At 32.3% G+C, this 19,698-nt stretch carries 17 protein-coding genes; 6 read left to right on the top strand and 11 right to left on the bottom strand.

What is annotated here, in order from left to right:
* The first annotated feature begins 24 nt into the window (after positions 1-24).
* The 4 genes from ACM55G_RS13520 to ACM55G_RS13505 all read left to right on the top strand — a co-directional run bounded on the left by ACM55G_RS13520 (position 25) and on the right by ACM55G_RS13505 (position 5,055).
* The gene (locus ACM55G_RS13520) at positions 25-552 is read left to right on the top strand and encodes a DUF6155 family protein (RefSeq protein ID WP_416844466.1); all 528 of its coding nucleotides are present in this window, start codon (positions 25-27) and stop codon (positions 550-552) included.
* A gap of 107 nt (positions 553-659) precedes the next feature.
* Complete coding sequence (locus tag ACM55G_RS13515; RefSeq protein ID WP_416844465.1) at positions 660-2,204, top strand: DEAD/DEAH box helicase; 1,545 nt, start codon at positions 660-662, stop codon at positions 2,202-2,204.
* A 141-nt stretch (positions 2,205-2,345) separates the two neighbouring features.
* Positions 2,346-3,683 carry a DEAD/DEAH box helicase gene (locus ACM55G_RS13510; RefSeq protein WP_416844464.1) on the top strand — a complete coding sequence of 446 codons (1,338 nt, stop codon included), beginning with the start codon at positions 2,346-2,348 and terminating at the stop codon, positions 3,681-3,683.
* 94 nt (positions 3,684-3,777) lie between these two features.
* Positions 3,778-5,055: an NAD(P)/FAD-dependent oxidoreductase gene (locus ACM55G_RS13505; RefSeq protein WP_416844463.1), complete on the top strand. Its 1,278-nt coding sequence runs from the start codon at positions 3,778-3,780 to the stop codon at positions 5,053-5,055.
* Positions 5,056-5,066: 11 nt separating this feature from the next.
* Here ACM55G_RS13505 and ACM55G_RS13500 read toward each other — a convergent pair whose 3' ends face one another.
* On the bottom strand, positions 5,067-6,296 hold the full coding sequence (locus ACM55G_RS13500; protein WP_416844557.1) for a multidrug effflux MFS transporter: 1,230 nt from the start codon (positions 6,294-6,296) through the stop codon (positions 5,067-5,069).
* A 277-nt stretch (positions 6,297-6,573) separates the two neighbouring features.
* Positions 6,574-7,077 carry a DUF2911 domain-containing protein gene (locus tag ACM55G_RS13495; protein ID WP_416844462.1) on the bottom strand — a complete coding sequence of 168 codons (504 nt, stop codon included), beginning with the start codon at positions 7,075-7,077 and terminating at the stop codon, positions 6,574-6,576.
* 186 nt (positions 7,078-7,263) lie between these two features.
* Between ACM55G_RS13495 and ACM55G_RS13490 the strand changes: the two genes are divergently transcribed.
* Positions 7,264-9,180, top strand: coding sequence for a DUF294 nucleotidyltransferase-like domain-containing protein (locus ACM55G_RS13490; protein ID WP_416844461.1), 1,917 nt, complete (start codon positions 7,264-7,266; stop codon positions 9,178-9,180).
* Positions 9,181-9,182: 2 nt separating this feature from the next.
* Positions 9,183-9,779, top strand: coding sequence for a 3'-5' exonuclease (locus ACM55G_RS13485; protein WP_416844460.1), 597 nt, complete (start codon positions 9,183-9,185; stop codon positions 9,777-9,779).
* 47 nt (positions 9,780-9,826) lie between these two features.
* Here the strand turns inward: ACM55G_RS13485 and ACM55G_RS13480 are convergent, their stop codons facing one another.
* The 9 genes from ACM55G_RS13480 to ilvC form a co-directional block, all read right to left on the bottom strand.
* The gene (locus ACM55G_RS13480; RefSeq protein WP_416844459.1) at positions 9,827-10,321 is read right to left on the bottom strand and encodes a 4'-phosphopantetheinyl transferase family protein; all 495 of its coding nucleotides are present in this window, start codon (positions 10,319-10,321) and stop codon (positions 9,827-9,829) included.
* A gap of 112 nt (positions 10,322-10,433) precedes the next feature.
* Positions 10,434-10,682: an acyl carrier protein gene (locus ACM55G_RS13475; RefSeq protein WP_416844458.1), complete on the bottom strand. Its 249-nt coding sequence runs from the start codon at positions 10,680-10,682 to the stop codon at positions 10,434-10,436.
* A gap of 151 nt (positions 10,683-10,833) precedes the next feature.
* The gene (locus ACM55G_RS13470) at positions 10,834-12,114 is read right to left on the bottom strand and encodes a beta-ketoacyl-[acyl-carrier-protein] synthase family protein (protein ID WP_416844457.1); all 1,281 of its coding nucleotides are present in this window, start codon (positions 12,112-12,114) and stop codon (positions 10,834-10,836) included.
* A 63-nt stretch (positions 12,115-12,177) separates the two neighbouring features.
* Positions 12,178-12,627, bottom strand: a complete 450-nt coding sequence (locus ACM55G_RS13465) for a 3-hydroxyacyl-ACP dehydratase FabZ family protein (RefSeq protein WP_416844456.1) — start codon at positions 12,625-12,627, stop codon at positions 12,178-12,180.
* Positions 12,628-12,658: 31 nt separating this feature from the next.
* Positions 12,659-13,711, bottom strand: a complete 1,053-nt coding sequence (locus ACM55G_RS13460) for a type III polyketide synthase (RefSeq protein ID WP_416844455.1) — start codon at positions 13,709-13,711, stop codon at positions 12,659-12,661.
* 59 nt (positions 13,712-13,770) lie between these two features.
* A complete protein-coding gene (locus tag ACM55G_RS13455; protein ID WP_416844454.1) occupies positions 13,771-14,502 on the bottom strand; it encodes a methyltransferase domain-containing protein in 732 nt (243 codons plus the stop codon).
* On the bottom strand, positions 14,503-15,633 hold the full coding sequence (locus ACM55G_RS13450) for an NAD(P)/FAD-dependent oxidoreductase (protein WP_416844453.1): 1,131 nt from the start codon (positions 15,631-15,633) through the stop codon (positions 14,503-14,505).
* Between the two features lie 169 nt (positions 15,634-15,802).
* Complete coding sequence (acs, locus tag ACM55G_RS13445; protein ID WP_416844452.1) at positions 15,803-17,710, bottom strand: acetate--CoA ligase; 1,908 nt, start codon at positions 17,708-17,710, stop codon at positions 15,803-15,805.
* A 476-nt stretch (positions 17,711-18,186) separates the two neighbouring features.
* A complete protein-coding gene (gene ilvC / locus ACM55G_RS13440) occupies positions 18,187-19,656 on the bottom strand; it encodes a ketol-acid reductoisomerase (protein ID WP_416844451.1) in 1,470 nt (489 codons plus the stop codon).
* Between the last annotated feature and the right edge of the window lie 42 nt (positions 19,657-19,698).

Raw genomic sequence — 19,698 nt, 5'->3', positions numbered from 1 at the left:
CTTTTGTATTCTTAAACTTTGATAATGAGCAAACGCGATTTAAAAAAATATTTAGCCGAACTTAATAAAGAACAACTCGAAGAACAGATTATCGAATTGTACGAGAAATTTAGTCCCGTAAAAATCTATTATAATTTTGTTTTCAATCCAAAAGAAGAAACGCTTTTGCAGGAATGCAAACTCAAAATTTCAAATGAATATTATCCTTTAAAAAAGGCAGGAAGACGCAGCAAACCAAAAATGAGACGGTCCGTTGCCCAAAAATATATTAAGCATTTCGTGCTTTTGGGAGTGGATCCTTTTATAATTGGGGATGTGATGCTTTACAATATTGAAATTGCCCAAACATTCTCCTCGGAACACATTATAAAACAAGACTTGTTTTTCAAAAGTATGTTTAATTCTTTTGAACAAGCCGTTGTCTTTTTGATAGCAAATGGAATCCTAAATGATTTCAAAACAAGGATTTTAGCTGTTCATAACGAAACCATAACACAAAAATGGTACAATGAACCCGAATTCAATGCAATTATAGAGCGATTTGAGTATTAAGTTTGCTGTATAATTCAATTTTATTTAATCAATCGTTTTTTTTTAATTAAAAATTGACAATTAAACTGTTTTTTAGGCGTATTTTTGCAAAAATCCAACAATAAGCAATGTCCCAAAACACTTTAGAAATAGAAATCGAAGACAAAAAAGAACTTTATGCATATCAAAAAGGCGATATTGACGCCATATTTGAACGCATAGATAATGCTCCGCCACAACATCATTTGTTATACCAATTGCCTACTGGTGGTGGAAAAACTGTAGTGTTTTCAGAAATCGTGCGTCGTTATTTATCACAACATGATAAAAAAGTGGTTGTTTTAACCCACCGAATTGAGTTGTGTAAGCAAACTTCAAAAATGTTGAAGGGTTTTGATGTGAAAAACAAAATCATCAACAGTAAAGTAAAAGAACTTCCAGATCAAAACGATTATTCCTGTTTTGTTGCTATGGTGGAAACTTTGAAAAACCGAATCAATGACGAAAAATTACATTTAGATAATGTAGGATTGGTAATCATCGATGAGGCACATTACAATTCGTTTAGAAAATTATTAAGCTCATTCAAAAATGCCTTTATATTAGGAGTTACCGCAACGCCTTTAAGTTCTAATATTAAATTACCAATGCATGAAAGCTACGATGAATTAATTGTAGGGGACACCATTAGTTCTTTAATTGCAAATGGATTTTTGGCCAAAGCAATTACCTATAGTTATGATGTTGGGTTAACTTCATTAAAAGTAGGTATCAATGGTGATTACACCGTTAAATCATCAGATGATTTATACACCAATATGGCCATGCAGGAAAAATTATTGCATGCCTATACCGAGAAATCTTTAGGCAAGAAAACCTTGATTTTCAATAATGGTATCAATACATCTTTATATGTATATGAAACTTTTAGAGAAGCCGGTTATGCGATTCGTCATTTGGACAATACCAGTAATAACGAAGAAAGAAAAGATATTCTACATTGGTTTAAACATACTCCTGATGCCATTTTAACATCCGTTGGGATTCTTACAACTGGTTTTGATGAACCTACCGTAGAAACCATTATTCTAAATAGAGCAACAAAATCATTGACATTATATTATCAAATGATTGGTCGTGGTTCAAGGAAACTACCTAATAAAGATATTTTTAATGTTATCGATTTAGGAAATAATGCAGCACGATTTGGACTATGGAGTGAACCGGTAAACTGGCAACACATCTTTAAATCACCGGAGTTTTACCTGGAAAATTTAAGGGATGATACCGAGATTGAATTGTATTTCAAATACAGCATGCCACCAGAAATACGCGCTAAATTCAGTAAAACGCAACTAGTAACTTTTGATGTCGATGAAGAACATAAACTCATCATTAAACAAAATTTGCGTTCAAAAGAAGTGCTGGAAAAATCGTTGGAGCAGCACGCCGCCATGTGTGTTGATAATTCGGAGACTTTGCAAGAAGCTAAAGCATTAGGAAAACTGTTAGATGATGATATCGATTGTCGCATCAAACGGTATTCTAAATGTTTGAGTCAATGTAGTAAAAATTACCGCGAGTGGCTTGTGGACGATTACAAATTAAAATTAGTATTGTTAACTGGGAAAAAATATCGTGAGAAAATCATGAACGAACCTGACGAAGATTAATATTTTCTTTTCAAGGAGCTAATCCCGCTGTACACTATATCTGTCGTGGCGAACCCCGCCACAACAGGATGCCGTTTCCATCGGGGCTAAAAATTACGTTTACACAACAATTTTTTTATAAAATTATAAAATCCAAAAAAAATGCCAAAGCAATTCTCTGATTTAGGAATTTCAGCACCAATATTAAAAGCCATAAATGAATTGAAATTTGCTGTACCAACGGAAATTCAACAAAAAACTATTCCGTTGCTTTTATCAAATACAACGGATTTGGTTGGACTTGCCAAAACGGGTACTGGAAAAACTGCGGCATTTGGATTACCCATTTTACAATTAATAGATACCAATTTATCTGTTATACAAGCAGTAATTCTTGTACCTACAAGAGAATTGGGCCAACAAATATTTAAAAATTTAGAATCTTTTGCTAAATTCCTACCCGAAGTTTCTATTGCAGCAACTTGCGGAGGAATTCCAATCAAGCCACAAATAGAAAGACTTACATTGCCTACACATATTGTAGTGGCAACACCTGGACGTTTAATAGATTTGATTCAGCGCAAAGCGATAAACTTAAAAGAAACCAAATTCCTCGTGCTTGATGAAGCCGATGAAATGGTTACTATATTGAAAGAAGGTTTAGACGAAATCATCGCCGAATTACCTACAAATCACAATACTTTTTTATTCTCGGCAACCATGCCGGGAACCATAAAACAACTAATTCAAAACTACTTAAACAAAAACGTAGTACAAGTTAGTGCTAATATGGAAACAGTAGGAAATCAAGGCATTGATCATGAATATATTGTGGTGGATCCAATTGAGAAACTGGATGTTTTGATGCATTTCTTGAATACTAAAGAAGGGGAACGTGGAATTATTTTTTGTAAAACGAAAGCCGCTGTCAATAAATTAGCTAAAAACTTAGCCATCAATCGATTTTCATCTGGAGCATTACATGGCAGTTTATCGCAAGGAATACGAGACAGAATCATGGAGCAATTCCGTGAAGGACATATCAATATATTAGTAGCTACTGATTTAGCAGCAAGAGGAATTGACGTAAAGGAAATTTCTTATGTAGTTAATTATCATTTGCCTGATGTTTATGAAGTATACGTTCACCGTAGCGGAAGAACGGCTAGGGCAGGGGCAAAGGGACTATCTCTAACGGTTTTACAACCCGAAGAAGTCGTAGAGATTGCTGATTTCGAAAAAGAATTGGGAATACAATTTATTGAATTTAAAAAACCAACGGTTGCCAGCATCGAAGAAAACAACACATTATTGTGGGCAAAACAAATCTTTAAAACCAAGCCCAATCATGATGTTACCCCTGATTTAAAAGAAAAGATAAAAACAGTTTTTCATCATTTAACTAAAGATGAATTAATTGAAAAATTATTGGCTAATTATATCCTTCAAAACAAAAACGAACCTTTAGAAAAGCCGGTCAAAAAACTAAAAAAGAACTAATTTTTAAAGTTTTTTAATAATTGTATTTTGATAACATCCCTTAATAGAGTATATTTAGGGATGTTTTTTTTTTAATTTTGCACAAAAATACAATATGGAAATAATAATAATAGGAGGAGGATTTGCTGGGTTGAATCTTGCTGAAGAATTAGTAAACGAAAAAGGAATTAATGTAACGCTCGTTGACAAAAACAATTATAATTTCTTTCCACCACTTATATATCAGGTTGCTACTGCTTTTTTAGAGCCTTCCAGTATCAGTTACCCTTTCCGAAAATTTTTTTCAGGTAAAAAAAATCTACAATTTCGTTTGGGAAACTTATTAAAAGTAAACCCTTCAGAAAATAAAATTATTCTCAACAACGGCGAATTAAAATACGATTACTTGGTTTTTGCTACTGGTGCTGAAACCAGCTATTTTGGAATGGAAAACGTAAAGAAAAATGCTATTCCTATGAAAACGCTGAATGATGCCATTGTGATGCGTAATACTTTGTTGAAAAATTTAGAAAAAGCAGCCATTTGCAAAGACATTCGTGAACGCAGAAAACTCTTAACTATTGTTGTTGCCGGCGGTGGCCCTACAGGTGTTGAAGTTTCGGGAATGTTTGCAGAGATGCGTAAAAATATTTTGCTGAAAGAATACCCTGAATTAAGTACTACGGCAAGTAATATCTATCTAGTTGACGGTGCCAATGCGGTATTATCTCCAATGAGTAAAGCTTCTCAGGATGATACACTCGAAGCACTAACCAAATTAGGCGTTGTAGTAAAATTAAATACTACAGTGGTGGATTATATTGATGATACCGTATATTTTGGAAATGGGGAAACAATTCAAACCAAAAATTTAATTTGGGCTGCAGGAGTTACAGCAAAAGTTTTCGAAGGAATTCCAGCTGAAAGTTATGGTCGCGGAAAAAGAATGGCTACGGATGCTTTCAATAAAGTTAATGGTACAGAAAATATCTTTGCAATAGGCGATACTTGTATTCAACTTACAGATCCCCATTTTCCTAATGGACATCCGCAAGTAGCACAAGTTGCCATTCAACAAGGACTAAATTTGGCAAAAAATTTTAAGTTAATGAACCAGACCAAGGCATTAAAACCATTTAAATATAATGATAAAGGATCAATGGCTATCATTGGAAAGAACAAGGCAGTAGTTGATTTACCTAAACCCAAAATGCATTTCAATGGATTTTTTGCTTGGATAATTTGGTTATTTATTCACCTCATTTCGTTGATAACGTATCGCAATAGGATAAAAACATTCTTCAATTGGATGATTGCTTATTTTGCAAAAGATCAATCTTTACGTATGATTATCAGACCTGATAAAAAAGTAAAATTAGAAAAACAAGAATAAATTAAACCCTATTAATGAACTATTGCAATTCCTTCATTATGAGAAGTTGCAATAGTTTTTTTTATGGTTCGTTTTCCAAAAACCAAAATGATTAATGCCAAAATTGTTGTAAAGGTCATAATCACAACCATAGGCACTATAGAATCTTTTACAAAAACACCAACTGCAAAAGAAGCCAAAGCCCCCAGCCCTAACTGAATAGCCCCCATTAAAGCCGAAGCGCTTCCCGCATTTCTTGAGAAAGGAGCAAGCGTAAGTCCTGCAGTATTTGGATTTGAGATCCCTAAACAACCTAAGAATAAGAATAGCATAGCGATAGTTTCATATAATCCTAAAAGATCATTCATTACAAAAACAAGAAATAAAATACTAATAATGGATTGTGTAATCAATGCACCATAAATCATTTTCTCACTTGTGAATTTCCTTAATAATAATGAATTAAGCTGGCTGGCACCTATAAAACTTAACGACATAAAAGCAAATATCCATCCGTAGGTTTTAGCATCCACTTTGAAAATATCCATAAATAAAATAGGGGAAGCGGCAACATACGTAAACAAACCTGAGAAAGCGATAGCTCCCGTAAAAGCATAGGTGTAAAACTGGGGTTCTTTTACAATACTGATGAAATTTGTAATTATGGGTTTTGGTTTTAATGAAAGAGAAGTGTCAGGCTTAAAAGTATTTGGTAAACCCATTTGAGCTGCCAAAAGAATCAAAACACCCATACACATTAATATTAAAAAAACGGTATGCCACCCATAATCTTCTGTGATATAACCACCAACTGTAGGCGCTAACATTGGCGAAAGCCCTACAACCAGCATCAATAAAGAGAATACTTTAGGAATATCTTTCACAGGAAATAAATCCCGAACCATCGAAACCGATGCGACAGTTGCAGCGCAACTACCAACAGCCTGAATAAATCGTAAACCTATAAAAGTATCAATATCCGTTACAAAAACACAGCCTAATGAAGCTAAAATATACACTAGTAATCCTATAAAAAGCGGTTTTTTTCGACCGAAACGATCTAATAAAGGTCCGTAAAGTAATTGTCCTGCAGAAATTCCAATGAAATAACTCGATAATGTCATGGAAACATTAGCTACTGAAGTATTTAAGTCTTTAGCAATTCCAGCAAAACCGGGCAAATACATATCAATAGAAAATGGGCCCAGTGCTGTTAATGAACCTAAAATTAATATTAATTTGATATATTTTGTTTTCGTCATTTCGGTTGCAATCATGAAAATTTAATTTTTTTATTTTTTTGCAAAGGTAAATAATTAAGTACTGAATCAAACTACATTAATAACTTATATAATGCATTATGACTGATCAATAAGAAAACTAAAGGCGTTTTTAAATTAAAGAGAAATAACCCTACTTTTCATATATTTTATTGAACTATAATTTATATTATGTAAAATAGTAATTTTTAATAATTCCTCTAAATATAAAAAGCATTACCTTTCAGTAATGCTCTTTATATTATAATCTTCTAAAAAATTATTTAACTGAAAATGGTATGTTCCAATTTCCCCAACTTAAAATAATATTGTCTTTATTTATTGAGTATACTAATTTTTCAGTCGTTGCAACTGTTGCTTTTTGTTTTACCGTAACTCTTAGCTGATCCTCTTTATCATTATATTTATAAGCTCCCCATTGTTTCGCAGCTTTATTAAAAATGATAACACATTCTTTTTCATTTGGCAAAACAAAAAAGGAATATTTCCCTGCTGGTAATTTTGATCCCTCAATAGTAAGCTCTTTATCTGTTTCAAAAGTGGTTGCTTCATTTGCGCCAGCACGCCAAACTTCATTAAATGGAACTAACCCACCCCAGATTTGTCTTCCTTTAACTGACGGACTGCTATAATTAATACTAATGGTAGCTCCATTAATTTTTCCTGTTGCAACAGCTGGCGGGCTTGCTTTCTCTTGAGCATTTAAAAAATTAACAAACAACAATACAAAGGCAAAAAAAGGTATTTTCTTTAGTAATCTCATGATTTAAAATGTTTTAGTTATAAGTAACAAACTTAAAATAACTTTATTTAATTTATTATAAATTCTTATGAATTTTAAGAAAAAAATAAGGATTGTACAAATTATTTGTTTTACTATAAAATTGACAGTATTGTAATTATTTAATTTGTTATTTTTACAAACAATACTATATTTATTTGCCTTACTATGAATACAATTGCTGAGCACATTGCTGATTTTTTAAAGGAATACCCACCATTTAATCACTTGACGTTTGAAGAACTATCTGAAATAGCTACAAATATTCGCGTTGTAAATTTAGAAAAACATAAAATATTATTTCAAGTAAATGATATTTTACATGATAGTTTTTATGTTGTGGCTTCAGGAGTTATCAATCTATCTGTCATAGCAGATGCTGAAGAAACTCTATTGAATAAATGTAACGTTGGTGATATCTTTGGTTTACGTCCATTTTTCGCCAAAAACAATTATATGATGACGGCTAAAGCCAGAGAGGAAAGCATTGTTTACGCTATTCCCATAGCTACTTTCCGTCCTTTTGTTGCCAATAATTCGGAAGTATTAAACTTTTTATTAGAAAGTTTTGCTGTAAACACGCGCAATCCAAAAGATAAAGAAAATTTAATTGGAAAACTTATTTCTGACAATGTTTTCTATTCTGATCAGCAAACTGAAATGCAATATTTTCAATCTTTATCGTACAACATTTCCCCTTTAAAAACAACCGTTTCGGCTATTGTAAAAGACGTAGCACAATTGATGACTGAATCCCTAAAGAACAATATTGTGATCTGTAACAATAATATTCCTTTAGGAATAATTACGGATACGGATATGCGATCAAAAATTGCCACTGGACGATTTCCTATCACAATATCGGTAGATAAAATAATGTCATCACCCGTCATTACAGTTGTAGAGAATGTTTCTTTAGCCGAAGCTCAATTACTTATGCTTAAACATAACGTAACTCATTTGTGTGTAACGCAGGATGGTACAAATAAATCTGCTTTGAAAGGAATTATTTCTGAACATGATTTGGTAGTTGCCCAAGCCAGTAATCCTGGAGTTTTGATTAAAGAAATAAAACGTTCCCAAAATCCAAAAGAACTAAAACTAATACGGGAACGTTTAACGGATTTGATTCAGACTTCCCTTTCAAAAAATATACCGTTATCTCATGTTTTCAATATTGCAAGTGAAATAAATTTGGCCATCATTAAGCGTTCCGTAGAATTATCAATTTTAGATTTAGGCTCACCTCCTGCGCGTTTTGCTTGGTTGAGTATTGGTAGTCAAGGAAGAAAAGAGCAGTTATTATTAACGGATCAAGACAGCATTTTAATTTTTGAAGATGTCTCTGCAGATAAATACCGGGATGTGAAAGACTATTTTCTTAAACTTGCAAAAAGAACCACAGGCACACTTGAAAAAATCGGTTATGAATTGTGTCCAAATGGTCACATGGGAAGTAATATGCTGTGGTGTAAGTCGCTAACTGATTGGACGAAACAATATGATAGTTGGATGAATACTCCAGGTGAAAATAGTAATGATTTAAGTAGTATTTTCTTTGATTATGAAATCACTTTTGGAGAACAAAAAATTGAAGATGCAATAGGGAATATAGTATCAAAAAACGCAAAAAACAATACGTTATTCTTTGATTTCCTTGGAAATGATGCGTTAAGAAAAAACGCTCCATTGAGTTTTTTCAAAAAATTTAATGTTGAAGAAGAAGGTCCAAATAAAGATAAATTTGATATAAAAACGCGCGCATTAATGCCTTTGATTGATGGCGCTCGTTTATTTACATTGCATTATGATTTGAGAGGAATTAACAATACATATCAACGATTCAAGCAGTTAGCCATTATAGATTCCAAACATTCCGAGATTTACCTTAATTGTGCAGAAGCCTTTTTAACATTATCAAAATTTAGAACTTTAGAAGGTTTAAAAAATGATGATTCAGGCCAATTTATAAATTTAAATGAATTATCAAAAATTGACAAAGAAAAATTGAAAAATGCTTTGGCTCCAATGAGAGAATTGGAAGAATTAATTAAAAGTAAATTTCAACTCACCCAATTTTCATAACTATGTTAGACTGGCTCAAAAATTTAAATAAAGAATACCCTGAATTTTGGAAAACCTATTTGGCTAAATTTGATAAAAAATCAACTCGATTTGTAGTTTTATCTACAGAAACTTCAGGCTTAAACCCTGTAAAAGATGTTATTTTATCAATTGGTTCTTTTGCAGTAGTTGATAATAGTATTTTTATTGGGGACAGTTTTGAAACGGTTTTATTGCAATATAAATTTTTACATGATAATGGTCTTTCGAACGAGTTTATAGTCGAAAGCAAAATGAAAAAACTTGGGGAAGCCGAAGCAATACAAACTTTAATAGAATATATTGGGAATGCTATTTTAGTGGGGCATCATATTGATTTTGATGTAGATATGATTAATGCCGCTCTTGAAAGATTTGATTGCGGCCGATTAAAAAATGAAGCTTTGGACGTTGATGTTATGCATCGCAAACTGAATGATATCAATGACAAACAATTTTCTCTAGATGAACTTTGCACGGCCTATAACATTCCTAAAAGTGACCGAAATTCTTCCGCTGAGGATGCTTACAAAACCGCTTTATTGTTTTTGAAATTAAAATCTAGACTGGGGATAAAGTAATTCATACCAATAGCTGGTAACAAAGATTTTAAAATAAAATTTTTAATTTATTTAATCGGTAACATCACACCTTTCCAAAACCTTCCATGATGACTGATGGAAACAGGCTTTTCAATTTTGGTTTGCTCGTCAATTATAAAAGGAATTCCGTTTTTTTTGATAATTTTAGCGTTAGAATCTAAAGTTTTTATTTCATTAAAATATTCCTTTTTTATAACTGCAATAGAGTGAATATATTGCTCCGAAATTTTAGTTTGTGTATAATATAAAATTTCATTGCAAATAACCGTTCCTAAAGTTTCATTTTCAAAATAGCAAATCAACTTTAGTGGAATAAATGCCCTGATTTGAGTTTCTCTATTGTAAATTTTATAGGCAGCTTCTTTCCTGCTCCATAAATTCCAAACCATAACTTCTGGATTTATTGCATTATAAATCAACAACTGCTCTTGTGGAGTAAAAATTTTATCTAAAAAACCTTTGCGTTTCCAGTTGCTTTCTTTTTTAGCTAAAGCCAAATCTACAATGTCATTTCCAATCATCTATGAGCTGTTTTTTTTTAACAGAAAAGGCAGAAAAAAGTGTTAAAAATTGAATTTTCTGCTACTTTTTATTTTAAAGAATAACAATCCAACTCTTTGTTTTAGTTAATTTTCAGGATGATTTTTCATTAATAATTTTCATAGCTGCTCTTACATTAACCATCTGTTCCATAGATTCATTATCTATTATTATATTGTATTTTTCCTCAATATCAAGAATTACATCAACTAGATTTGCAGAATTAATCTTCAAATCATTAATAAAATCAGTATCTTCAGTAAGTGTATTAAATGCCTCTTGATTTTGAATATAAGGCTTTACAATAGCTTTTAATTGATCGATTGTTTCTTGTTTATTCATAGTTTTTTTTATTTTTTTTGCTCGTAAAGACTTAAAAGCGAAGTTGTTTATTTTTATTTAGCTTAATTTACAAAAGTATTATATAAAAATCTATTAGATTTTTATATAATACTTTTGTTTTTGGCTTCGGCTCCATTTCTCCTGGGAAGGGCTAGTGATGGGATTTCCATCTTTTAAAAATTACACAACCGTTCACATCGCCAAAACCAAAACTGGCTTTAGCAATAATATCCAATTCTTTTTTTACCAATTGCCTTGGAATTCTTGATTCATCAATGAGGGCGTTAATTTCAGGGTTTAAATCTTCACAATTAATATTTGGGAAAACAAATCCCTTATGCAATTGTAATACTGAGGCGACACTTTCTATACTTCCCGCTCCTGACAAACAATGTCCTACCATTGATTTCAATGAGTTTATATAAGGAAATTTTTTGCCTTTTCTTCCTAAAGATTCACTCCAATTCTGGATTTCCAAACTATCTTTTGATGTGGCTGTTAAATGTCCGTTTATAGCGTCAATATCGTCGGCATAAATTCCAGCATTTTCAATAGCATTTTTAATGCATTTTTGAACGGCTATCGGATTTGGAGCGGTCATAGTTCCTAAACCGCGTTGCCCACCAGAATTTACATTTCCGCCCAAAACTTCTGCATAGATTTTAGCTCCACGAGATAATGCGCTTTGTAAATCTTCCAAAACCAGAGCTCCTGCGCCACTTCCTGGAACAAATCCTGAAGCGCTTTCAGACATTGGCCTTGAGCCTTGTTCCGGATTTTCATTATGCTTAAAAGTGCAGACTTTCATAGCATCAAAACCACCCCAAATATAAGGACCAGAATCACTTGTACTACCTGCTAAAATGCGTTTTGCCTGGCCTGATTTTATACGTTCATACGCCATCAATATACTTTCGGTTCCTGTAGTACATGCTGAAGAATTTGTCGTAACTTGATTTCCTAACCCTAATTTCCCTCCTAAATAGGCACTCACACCACTATTCATGGTTTGTGCCACAGCTGTACTCCCTAATCTCCGGGTCTGAAAATCATCTATTTTATAAATGCTTTCGCGAAATTTATCAATTCCTGAGGTTCCTGTTCCAAAAATAGTTCCGCTATCCCAATCCGGTTCCTTATTGGCATCCACAGTTAAACCAGCATCTTTCCAAGCATCAATTCCTGCAATTACTCCATATAAAATTCCTGTTGAATTGAAATTTCTCAACTCTAATTCCAAAAAATAATGTAATGCTAATTCAGTCGAAATTTCAGGTTTCCCAGCAATCTGACAAGAAAATTGTAATCTTTCTAATTCTGGATCATGTTTGATTCCCGAAATTCCATTTTTTATAGCATGAGTAAAAGCGTCAAGTCCTACTCCATTTGGAGCAACAACACCAAGTCCTGTAATTACGACGCGTTTTTTCATATAAAATTCAATTTTAATGACAATGTAAATTTTAATAGATTATTTTAATCCAGTTTGGAATACCTATCCTTTGGAAAGGACTGGGGTGACAATTATTCCCGCTATTGTCCCCATACAAACCAATTCTTCTTTTTCATTCATCATCTTCACTTTGCATTTTAATTTTCCAAATCTAAAATATATTTTTTCTGAAATCACTATTACTTTTTCATTTGGAAAAACAGGTTTTAAAAAATCTATTTCAGTTGATGTTAAGGCAATTGAAGTTCTTTTATTAAATGAATTATCTAATAAAAATATCCCAAAACAAACTAGCCCAATTTGTGCCATAACTTCAATCAAAATAACTCCAGGAGTTACTGGATTATCTTTAAAATGCCCTTTATAAAAATCTAAGTTCTCATCAAAGGTATACTTCCCTTCTACTCCATTTTCATCGATTTGGACTATTTCGTCCACAAATAAAAATGGTTTTGAATACGGTAATTTTGATATAATTTCTTTTTTTCTCATAGCTTTTCTATTCCCCTTTGGGGTTAAGGTGCTAAAACTGTAATAAAACCCGTTGTGCCGAAAATCCAGGACCAAAACTCAGCATTAATCCTTTTTCTCCTTTTTTAGGTTTGCTGTCCATAATCCGCTCTAAAACGTATAAAACCGTCGCACTAGACATATTTCCGTATAGTCGCAATACTTCTTTGGTATCGTTTATATTCTTTCCTAAATCAGAAAATAATGTTTCCACTGTTTGAACAATTTTTTTTCCTCCTGGATGAAAAATTAGATGATCGACGGTATCAATTGTTTGATTATTCTTCTCTAAAAAAGGATTAATAATATCCGGAAAATGCGATGCAATAGTTTCTGGAACTTCTATATCCAATACCATTTGCAAACCTGAATTCGTAAGTTTAAAACCCATCATATGAATATTATCATAGAAATGATACATTTCTTCGGCTAGTATTTCTGGCCCTTCCTCATCCTGATGAGAAGAAAGTAAAACACAAGCCGCTCCATCGCCAAAAATAGCTGCGCTTACAATATTAGCCATTGAAAAATCATCCAATTGAAATGTAGCCGTTGGGCTTTCCACTGCAATTACAGCAGCCCGTTTTCCTGGATTAGCCTGTAAGAAATTTTTAGCGTAAATAATTCCGGAAATCCCAGCGGCACAGCCCATTTCAGTTACTGGAAGCCGAACGATATCCTGACGCAATTTTAATTTATTAATCAAATAGGCATCCAAAGATGGAATCATAATTCCGGTACAACTCACCGTAATGATATAATCTAAATCTTCTGGATTCCAATTGGCTTTCTTTAAAGCTTTTTCTAAAACTTTTTCGCCTAAATCAATTACTTCGCGAACATAAATGTCATTTCTTTCTTGAAAAGAAGTTTCAGTAAAAACGGCAATTGGATCCATAATAGAATACCGTTTATCCACAGCTGCACCTTCAAAAATTTTTTTTACTTTTCTAATGAAACGTTCGTCTTGTCCTACTAACCAAGCATCCAAAAATGGAATAATTTCTTCGGTTGTTCTGGAGTATTTTGGTAATTGTTTTGTAACGGCTTTTATTTTTACACTCATATTTTTTAGACTTGTAGATGAAATATTAATAAATAGTAGATTTAAACTTTATGTTTTATCTATTCGTCCATTATATCTTTATCTTTTTTTATAATCCATTGGTATCGAAAGGCCCATTTCCAATGAATTTTATAGTTGTTAAAATTTAATTTTTGGGAGAAACTAACTAGTTCTTCTTTTTTAAAACCTCTTAAAATTGAAATTAATCCATCGTCACGTGACATTTCATTTAATCTAAAAACAAAACACAATACTTGAAATAAACGATAGGCACCAGCACTTCTCTGTAAGTCATTTATAACAACCCCAACTTTCGAATTGACATTAAACACATTCAACAAATGAATAATTTCCTTTTCTTTAAAATGATGTAAAGTCAGTGTACATAGAATGATATCATATTTTAATTCTTCAAAAGCTCTATCAAATATATCTTCACATTGGTATGATATATTAGAATATTTTTCAGACAATTTTCGCGCATGGCTAATAGTAAAATTATTAGCATCAATACCTATTAATTGAAATTTAAGATTGTTTTTTAATCCAAAATCCGCTAATGTTCGCAGCATATCACCATTCCCGCAACCAACATCCACAATTCTAATTTCATTTGATTTAGAAATATCCTTAATCAAATCTTGAACGCCTCGTAAAGTTAACAGGTTTCCACCTAAAAGTTGATTAATTTGGGCAATTTTGTCTAAGGCATCTCGTAAGATTTCTCCTTCCATGGCAAAATCGTCCATCGTTTCAGGCAAATCTGTTCTGTATTTGGTGTTTATAAACATCTATGAGCTTAAAATTATAGGTTTTCCATGCGTTTTTTTTATAATTTTCGGCAATAAAAATGGAAATGTAATCAATATAAGCATTAAGAAACCCGAAAGTTTTTGCTTTTTAAAAAGATTTGATAAAAATCTCCCTATTTTTAATCTTTGGCTAAAATTAGAACTCCATTCTTGAATATATTTTTCTTCTAATTCCTTTCTGGATTTAATTTCGCTATTGAAATATTTCTCTACTAATTCCGAAACAATTTTAGCACTATGAATAGCCATCGCCATTCCATTTCCACACAAAGGATGGATTAATCCGGCAGTATCTCCAATCATCAAAACATGATTTTCAACTGCTTGTTTTTTTTCGAAAGAAATTTGGCTTATCGTTAATGGTTTTTCGAAAAGCAAATTACTTTTTTCGAAAATTACTTTTAAATGTGGGTTTTGAGAAAGAATATTGTTTTGATATTCTTCAACGTTTTTAAACTGCTTGAAGGTTTCATAATCTGCTAAATAACAAATATTAATTACATTATTTTCAACTTTTGAAACACCACAATAGCCGCCTTTAAAGTTATGTAATCCTACTAAATCACTAGGAAAATCTCCTGAATAATGCCCTTTGACAGCCAACCATGGTGATTTATTCTGAATAAAATTACGATTTAGTTTTTGATCAATAATAGAACGTTTGCCAAAAGCTCCAATTACGATTTTAGCTTTTAAAATAATTTTATTTGAAGTTGTTACAGTAAATATTTCATCCTCAAAATCTATTTCTTCAACTAAATCTCGAATAATTTCACACCCATTTGCAATTGCTTTTTTATATAAATATTCATCCAAGGTATAACGACTAATTCCAAAACCGCCAAGCGGTAAAATACTTTTAATTTTCTTTCCACTGACAGTTGAAAATTCAAGTTTTGTAATGGCTGTAGGATATAAATCGGCTATTTTTATATCCAGCCAATTTAGATAAGGTAAAACTTCATTAGAAATGTATTCACCACAAACTTTATGTTTTGGAAATTCATTTTTTTCTACAACGGTAATTTGAAATCCAATTTTGGATAAATGAATTGCTGCAGTTAATCCTGCTAAACCACCACCAATAATTAAAACTTCATTATTTTTCATAGGGGAGTAAATTTATGGATTTGCTTGGGAACGTAGCTATATTATTAAATATAAATCTTACATAATTATATATTTTAATAAATTGAAATTATTTTCTTTTTTAGTTCTGTCAAACAATATAATCCCCCAAAAAAAAAAGCTACATTATTACAAGCAGCTTTTAATTAATTTACAATTTTCCTTCTTTAATCTCCTCTACAATTTCAGGATTTAATAATGTTGTCGTATCTCCAAAATTTGAATAATCTCCTTCAGCTATTTTACGAAGAATCCTACGCATGATCTTACCGGAGCGAGTTTTTGGCAAACCGGAAACAAATTGAATTTTGTCCAACTTAGCAATTGGACCAATGTGATCCGTTATATGTTGATTAATCTCTTTGATAAGATTTTCTTTATTTCTAGTTTCTCCCGTTTCTTTTAGAATTACAAAACCATATAAGGCATTTCCTTTGATATCGTGAGGAAAACCTACAATGGCTGATTCAGCAACTGCAGGATGTTCATTAATAGCATCTTCAATTGGAGCCGTTCCTAAATTGTGTCCTGAAACGATAACCACATCATCTACACGACCCGTAATCCTATAATATCCTACTTCATCGCGCAAAGCACCGTCACCAGTGAAATATTTGCCTGGAAAAGTAGAAAAGTATGTGTCTTTATATCGCTGGTGATCGCCCCAAATAGTCCTGGCGATTCCAGGCCATGGGAATTTAATACACAGGCTGCCTACCACTTGATTGCCTTCAATTTCATTGCGTTTTTCGTCCATTAATACCGGTTGAATTCCAGGTAAAGGCAAAGTAGCATATGTTGGCTTTGTGGGAGTTACAAATGCAATTGGGGAAATCATGATTCCACCTGTTTCGGTTTGCCACCATGTATCCACAATTGGACATCTCTTATCTCCAACATGATCATTGAACCAGTGCCAAGCTTCTTCATTTATTGGCTCACCTACTGAACCGATTACTTTTAATGATTTTAAAGCAAACTTTTGTACATATTCTGTGCTTTCTTTTGCCAAAGCACGAATAGCAGTTGGTGCGGTATAAAATTGAGTCACTTTATGTTTCTCGATGATTTCCCAGAAACGACTAAAATCTGGATAAGACGGAACTCCTTCAAAAATTACAGTTGTTCCACCATTTAATAACGGACCATATAAAGTATAGGAATGTCCGGTAATCCAACCTATATCAGCAGTACACCAAAAAATATCGTTTTCTTCATGATTAAAAACATTTTTAAAAGTATAAGCAGTATAAACCATATATCCTGCAGTCGTGTGTACCATTCCTTTTGGTTTACCGGTAGATCCTGAAGTGTAAAGGATAAATAATGGGTCTTCTGAATCCATAATTTCAGCAACATTATTATCTGAAGCTTCTTCTAAAAGAGGCTGCAACCATTGGTCACGTCCATCTTTCATATTTACGGATGTATGGGTTCTTTTTACTACCAAAACATTTGATACTCCAGGGCAACTTACCAATGCTTCATCAATAATTCCTTTTAAATCAATAGTTTTGTTACCGCGATAACCTCCATCTGAAGTGATTATCATTTTACAATCGCTATCATTTATCCTAGTGGCTACAGCTGAAGAAGAGAATCCTGCAAAAATAACGGAATGTATGGCTCCAATTCTAGCACAAGCCAAAGTAGTTATGGCCAATTCAGGGATCATTGGTAAATAAATACAAACACGATCTCCTTTTTTTATGCCTTGCTCCCGCAACACATTTGCCATTTTACAAACACGCTGGTGTAATTCATTATAGGTTATATGTAATGCTGTTTCTGTTGGATCATTAGGTTCAAAAATAATAGCCGTTTTATCACCTTTTTTAGCAAGATGTCTGTCAATACAATTTTTAGTCATGTTTACTTTAGCTTCAGTAAACCATTTTACTTCAGCTTCAGCCATATTAAAATCGACAACTTTATCCCATTGTTGGTACCAAGTGAAATTTTCCTCTGCTATTTTACCCCAAAATTTTCTTGGTTCACGAACTGATTTATTGTAATGTTTAAAATATTGTTCTAAATTATCAATTTTATAGTAGCTCATGTTTTAATTTTTTATAAAAGTATTAAATCTCTTTCTATTCTTAAAATTATTTAAATTATAAATTCCTATGTTAAATTGAATATTGAATAAAAAAAACTATTTTTTGATAATAATTTATTTGTTTTTGCTAATTATGACAATTCTGGTTCAAACAAAAAAAGCGAGATAGAATTTCTACCTCGCCTTTTATTTCAACAAAATTTAACAGCAATAATTTACTAATAAAAAACATGCATTATTATAATAGCAATTGAAACCTAACAAAATGTAAATTCAGATATTAAAAAATGGTATCAAATTCAATTTTACAAAGGAATTACTTCACTTAACTTTCAAACTCATTCGAAGTTAAGTGAATGTAATATGCATCCATATCTCTTTTTATTTTAATAAGTGCTTACTAATTCAAAATATTATGGATTCAAATGATATAATGCAATTCCCAACACACCCTCATGTGTGTAATTCCTAATTTTTTATCCTATTTTTTTCATAGCAGTCATAGATTCTCTTAACCACCCTCCTACTTCTTCAATAGGGTGTTGACGAATACTTTTATTTACTGCAATAAGAACTGCATTATCTACTCCGTTAGAAGTTGAGAATGGTTTACCAATTACGTTTGTATCTACAGTTTTCATATAATCAACCAATAAAGGCTTACAAGCATGATCAAATAAATAACAACCATATTCTGCAGTATCTGAAATGATTCTGTTCATTTCATATAATTTTTTTCTTGCTACTGTATTAGCAATTAAAGGCAATTCATGTAAAGATTCGTAATAAGCCGATTCTTCAATGATGCCTGATTGTGTCATTGTTTCAAAAGCTAATTCTACTCCGGCTTTTACCATGGCAATCATCAAAACTCCATTGTCAAAATATTCTTGTTCCGAAATGTGAGCTGCTGTTGGAGCTGTTTTTTCAAAATTAGTTTCTGCAGTTGCAGCTCTCCAAGTCAATAAATTAACATCATTATTATCCCAGTCAATCATCATGTTTTTTGAAAATTCTCCAGAAATGATATCGTCTTGGTGTTTTTGGAATAATGGACGCATAATATCTTTCAATTCTTCCGAAATTTCGTAAGCTTCGATTTTTGCAGGATTAGAAAGACGATCCATCATGTTTGTAATTCCACCATGTTTCAAAGCTTCAGTTACCGTTTCCCAACCGTATTGAATTAATTTTGATGCATATGCTGGCTCGATTCCTTTTTCAACCATTTTGTCGAAACATAAGATAGAACCTGTTTGTAACATTCCACAAAGGATTGTTTGTTCTCCCATTAAATCTGATTTTACTTCAGCTACAAAGGAAGAGTTCAAAACTCCTGCTTTGTTACCTCCAGTGGCAACTGCATACGCTTTAGCTTGTTCGAAACCTTCATTATTTGGATCATTTTCAGGGTGAACTGCGATTAAAGTTGGTACTCCAAAACCTCTTTTGTATTCTTCACGAACCTCAGATCCTGGACATTTTGGAGCACACATAATAACTGTGATGTCTTTACGGATTTGCATTCCTTCCTCTACGATATTAAAACCATGAGAATACGCTAATGTTGAACCATTTTTCATCAAAGGCATGATTGCTGTTACTACAGCGGTATGTTGCTTATCTGGTGTTAGGTTACAAACCAAATCAGCAGTTGGAATTAATTCTTCATAAGTTCCCACTTTGAAACCATTATCAGCAGCATTCATATAAGAAGCTCTTTTTTGTGAAATTGCTTCTGCACGCAATGCGTAAGAAATATCTAGACCAGAATCTCTCATGTTCAAACCTTGGTTTAAACCTTGTGCTCCACAACCTACGATAACTACTTTTTTTCCTGCTAATGCTGTTATACCATTTGCAAATTCTGATTGATCCATGAATTCGCAAACGCCTAATTGTTCTAATTGTAATCTAAGTGGTAATGAATTGAAATAATTTGCCATCTTTTTTTATTTAATGATTTTAAAATTTAATAATTGAAATTT

The organism is Flavobacterium algoriphilum (genome assembly GCF_048158655.1).
Lineage (GTDB): Bacteria > Bacteroidota > Bacteroidia > Flavobacteriales > Flavobacteriaceae > Flavobacterium > Flavobacterium algoriphilum.
The sequence above is the reverse complement of the archived record's forward strand: the minus strand, read 5'-3'. Positions and strand labels throughout refer to the sequence as shown.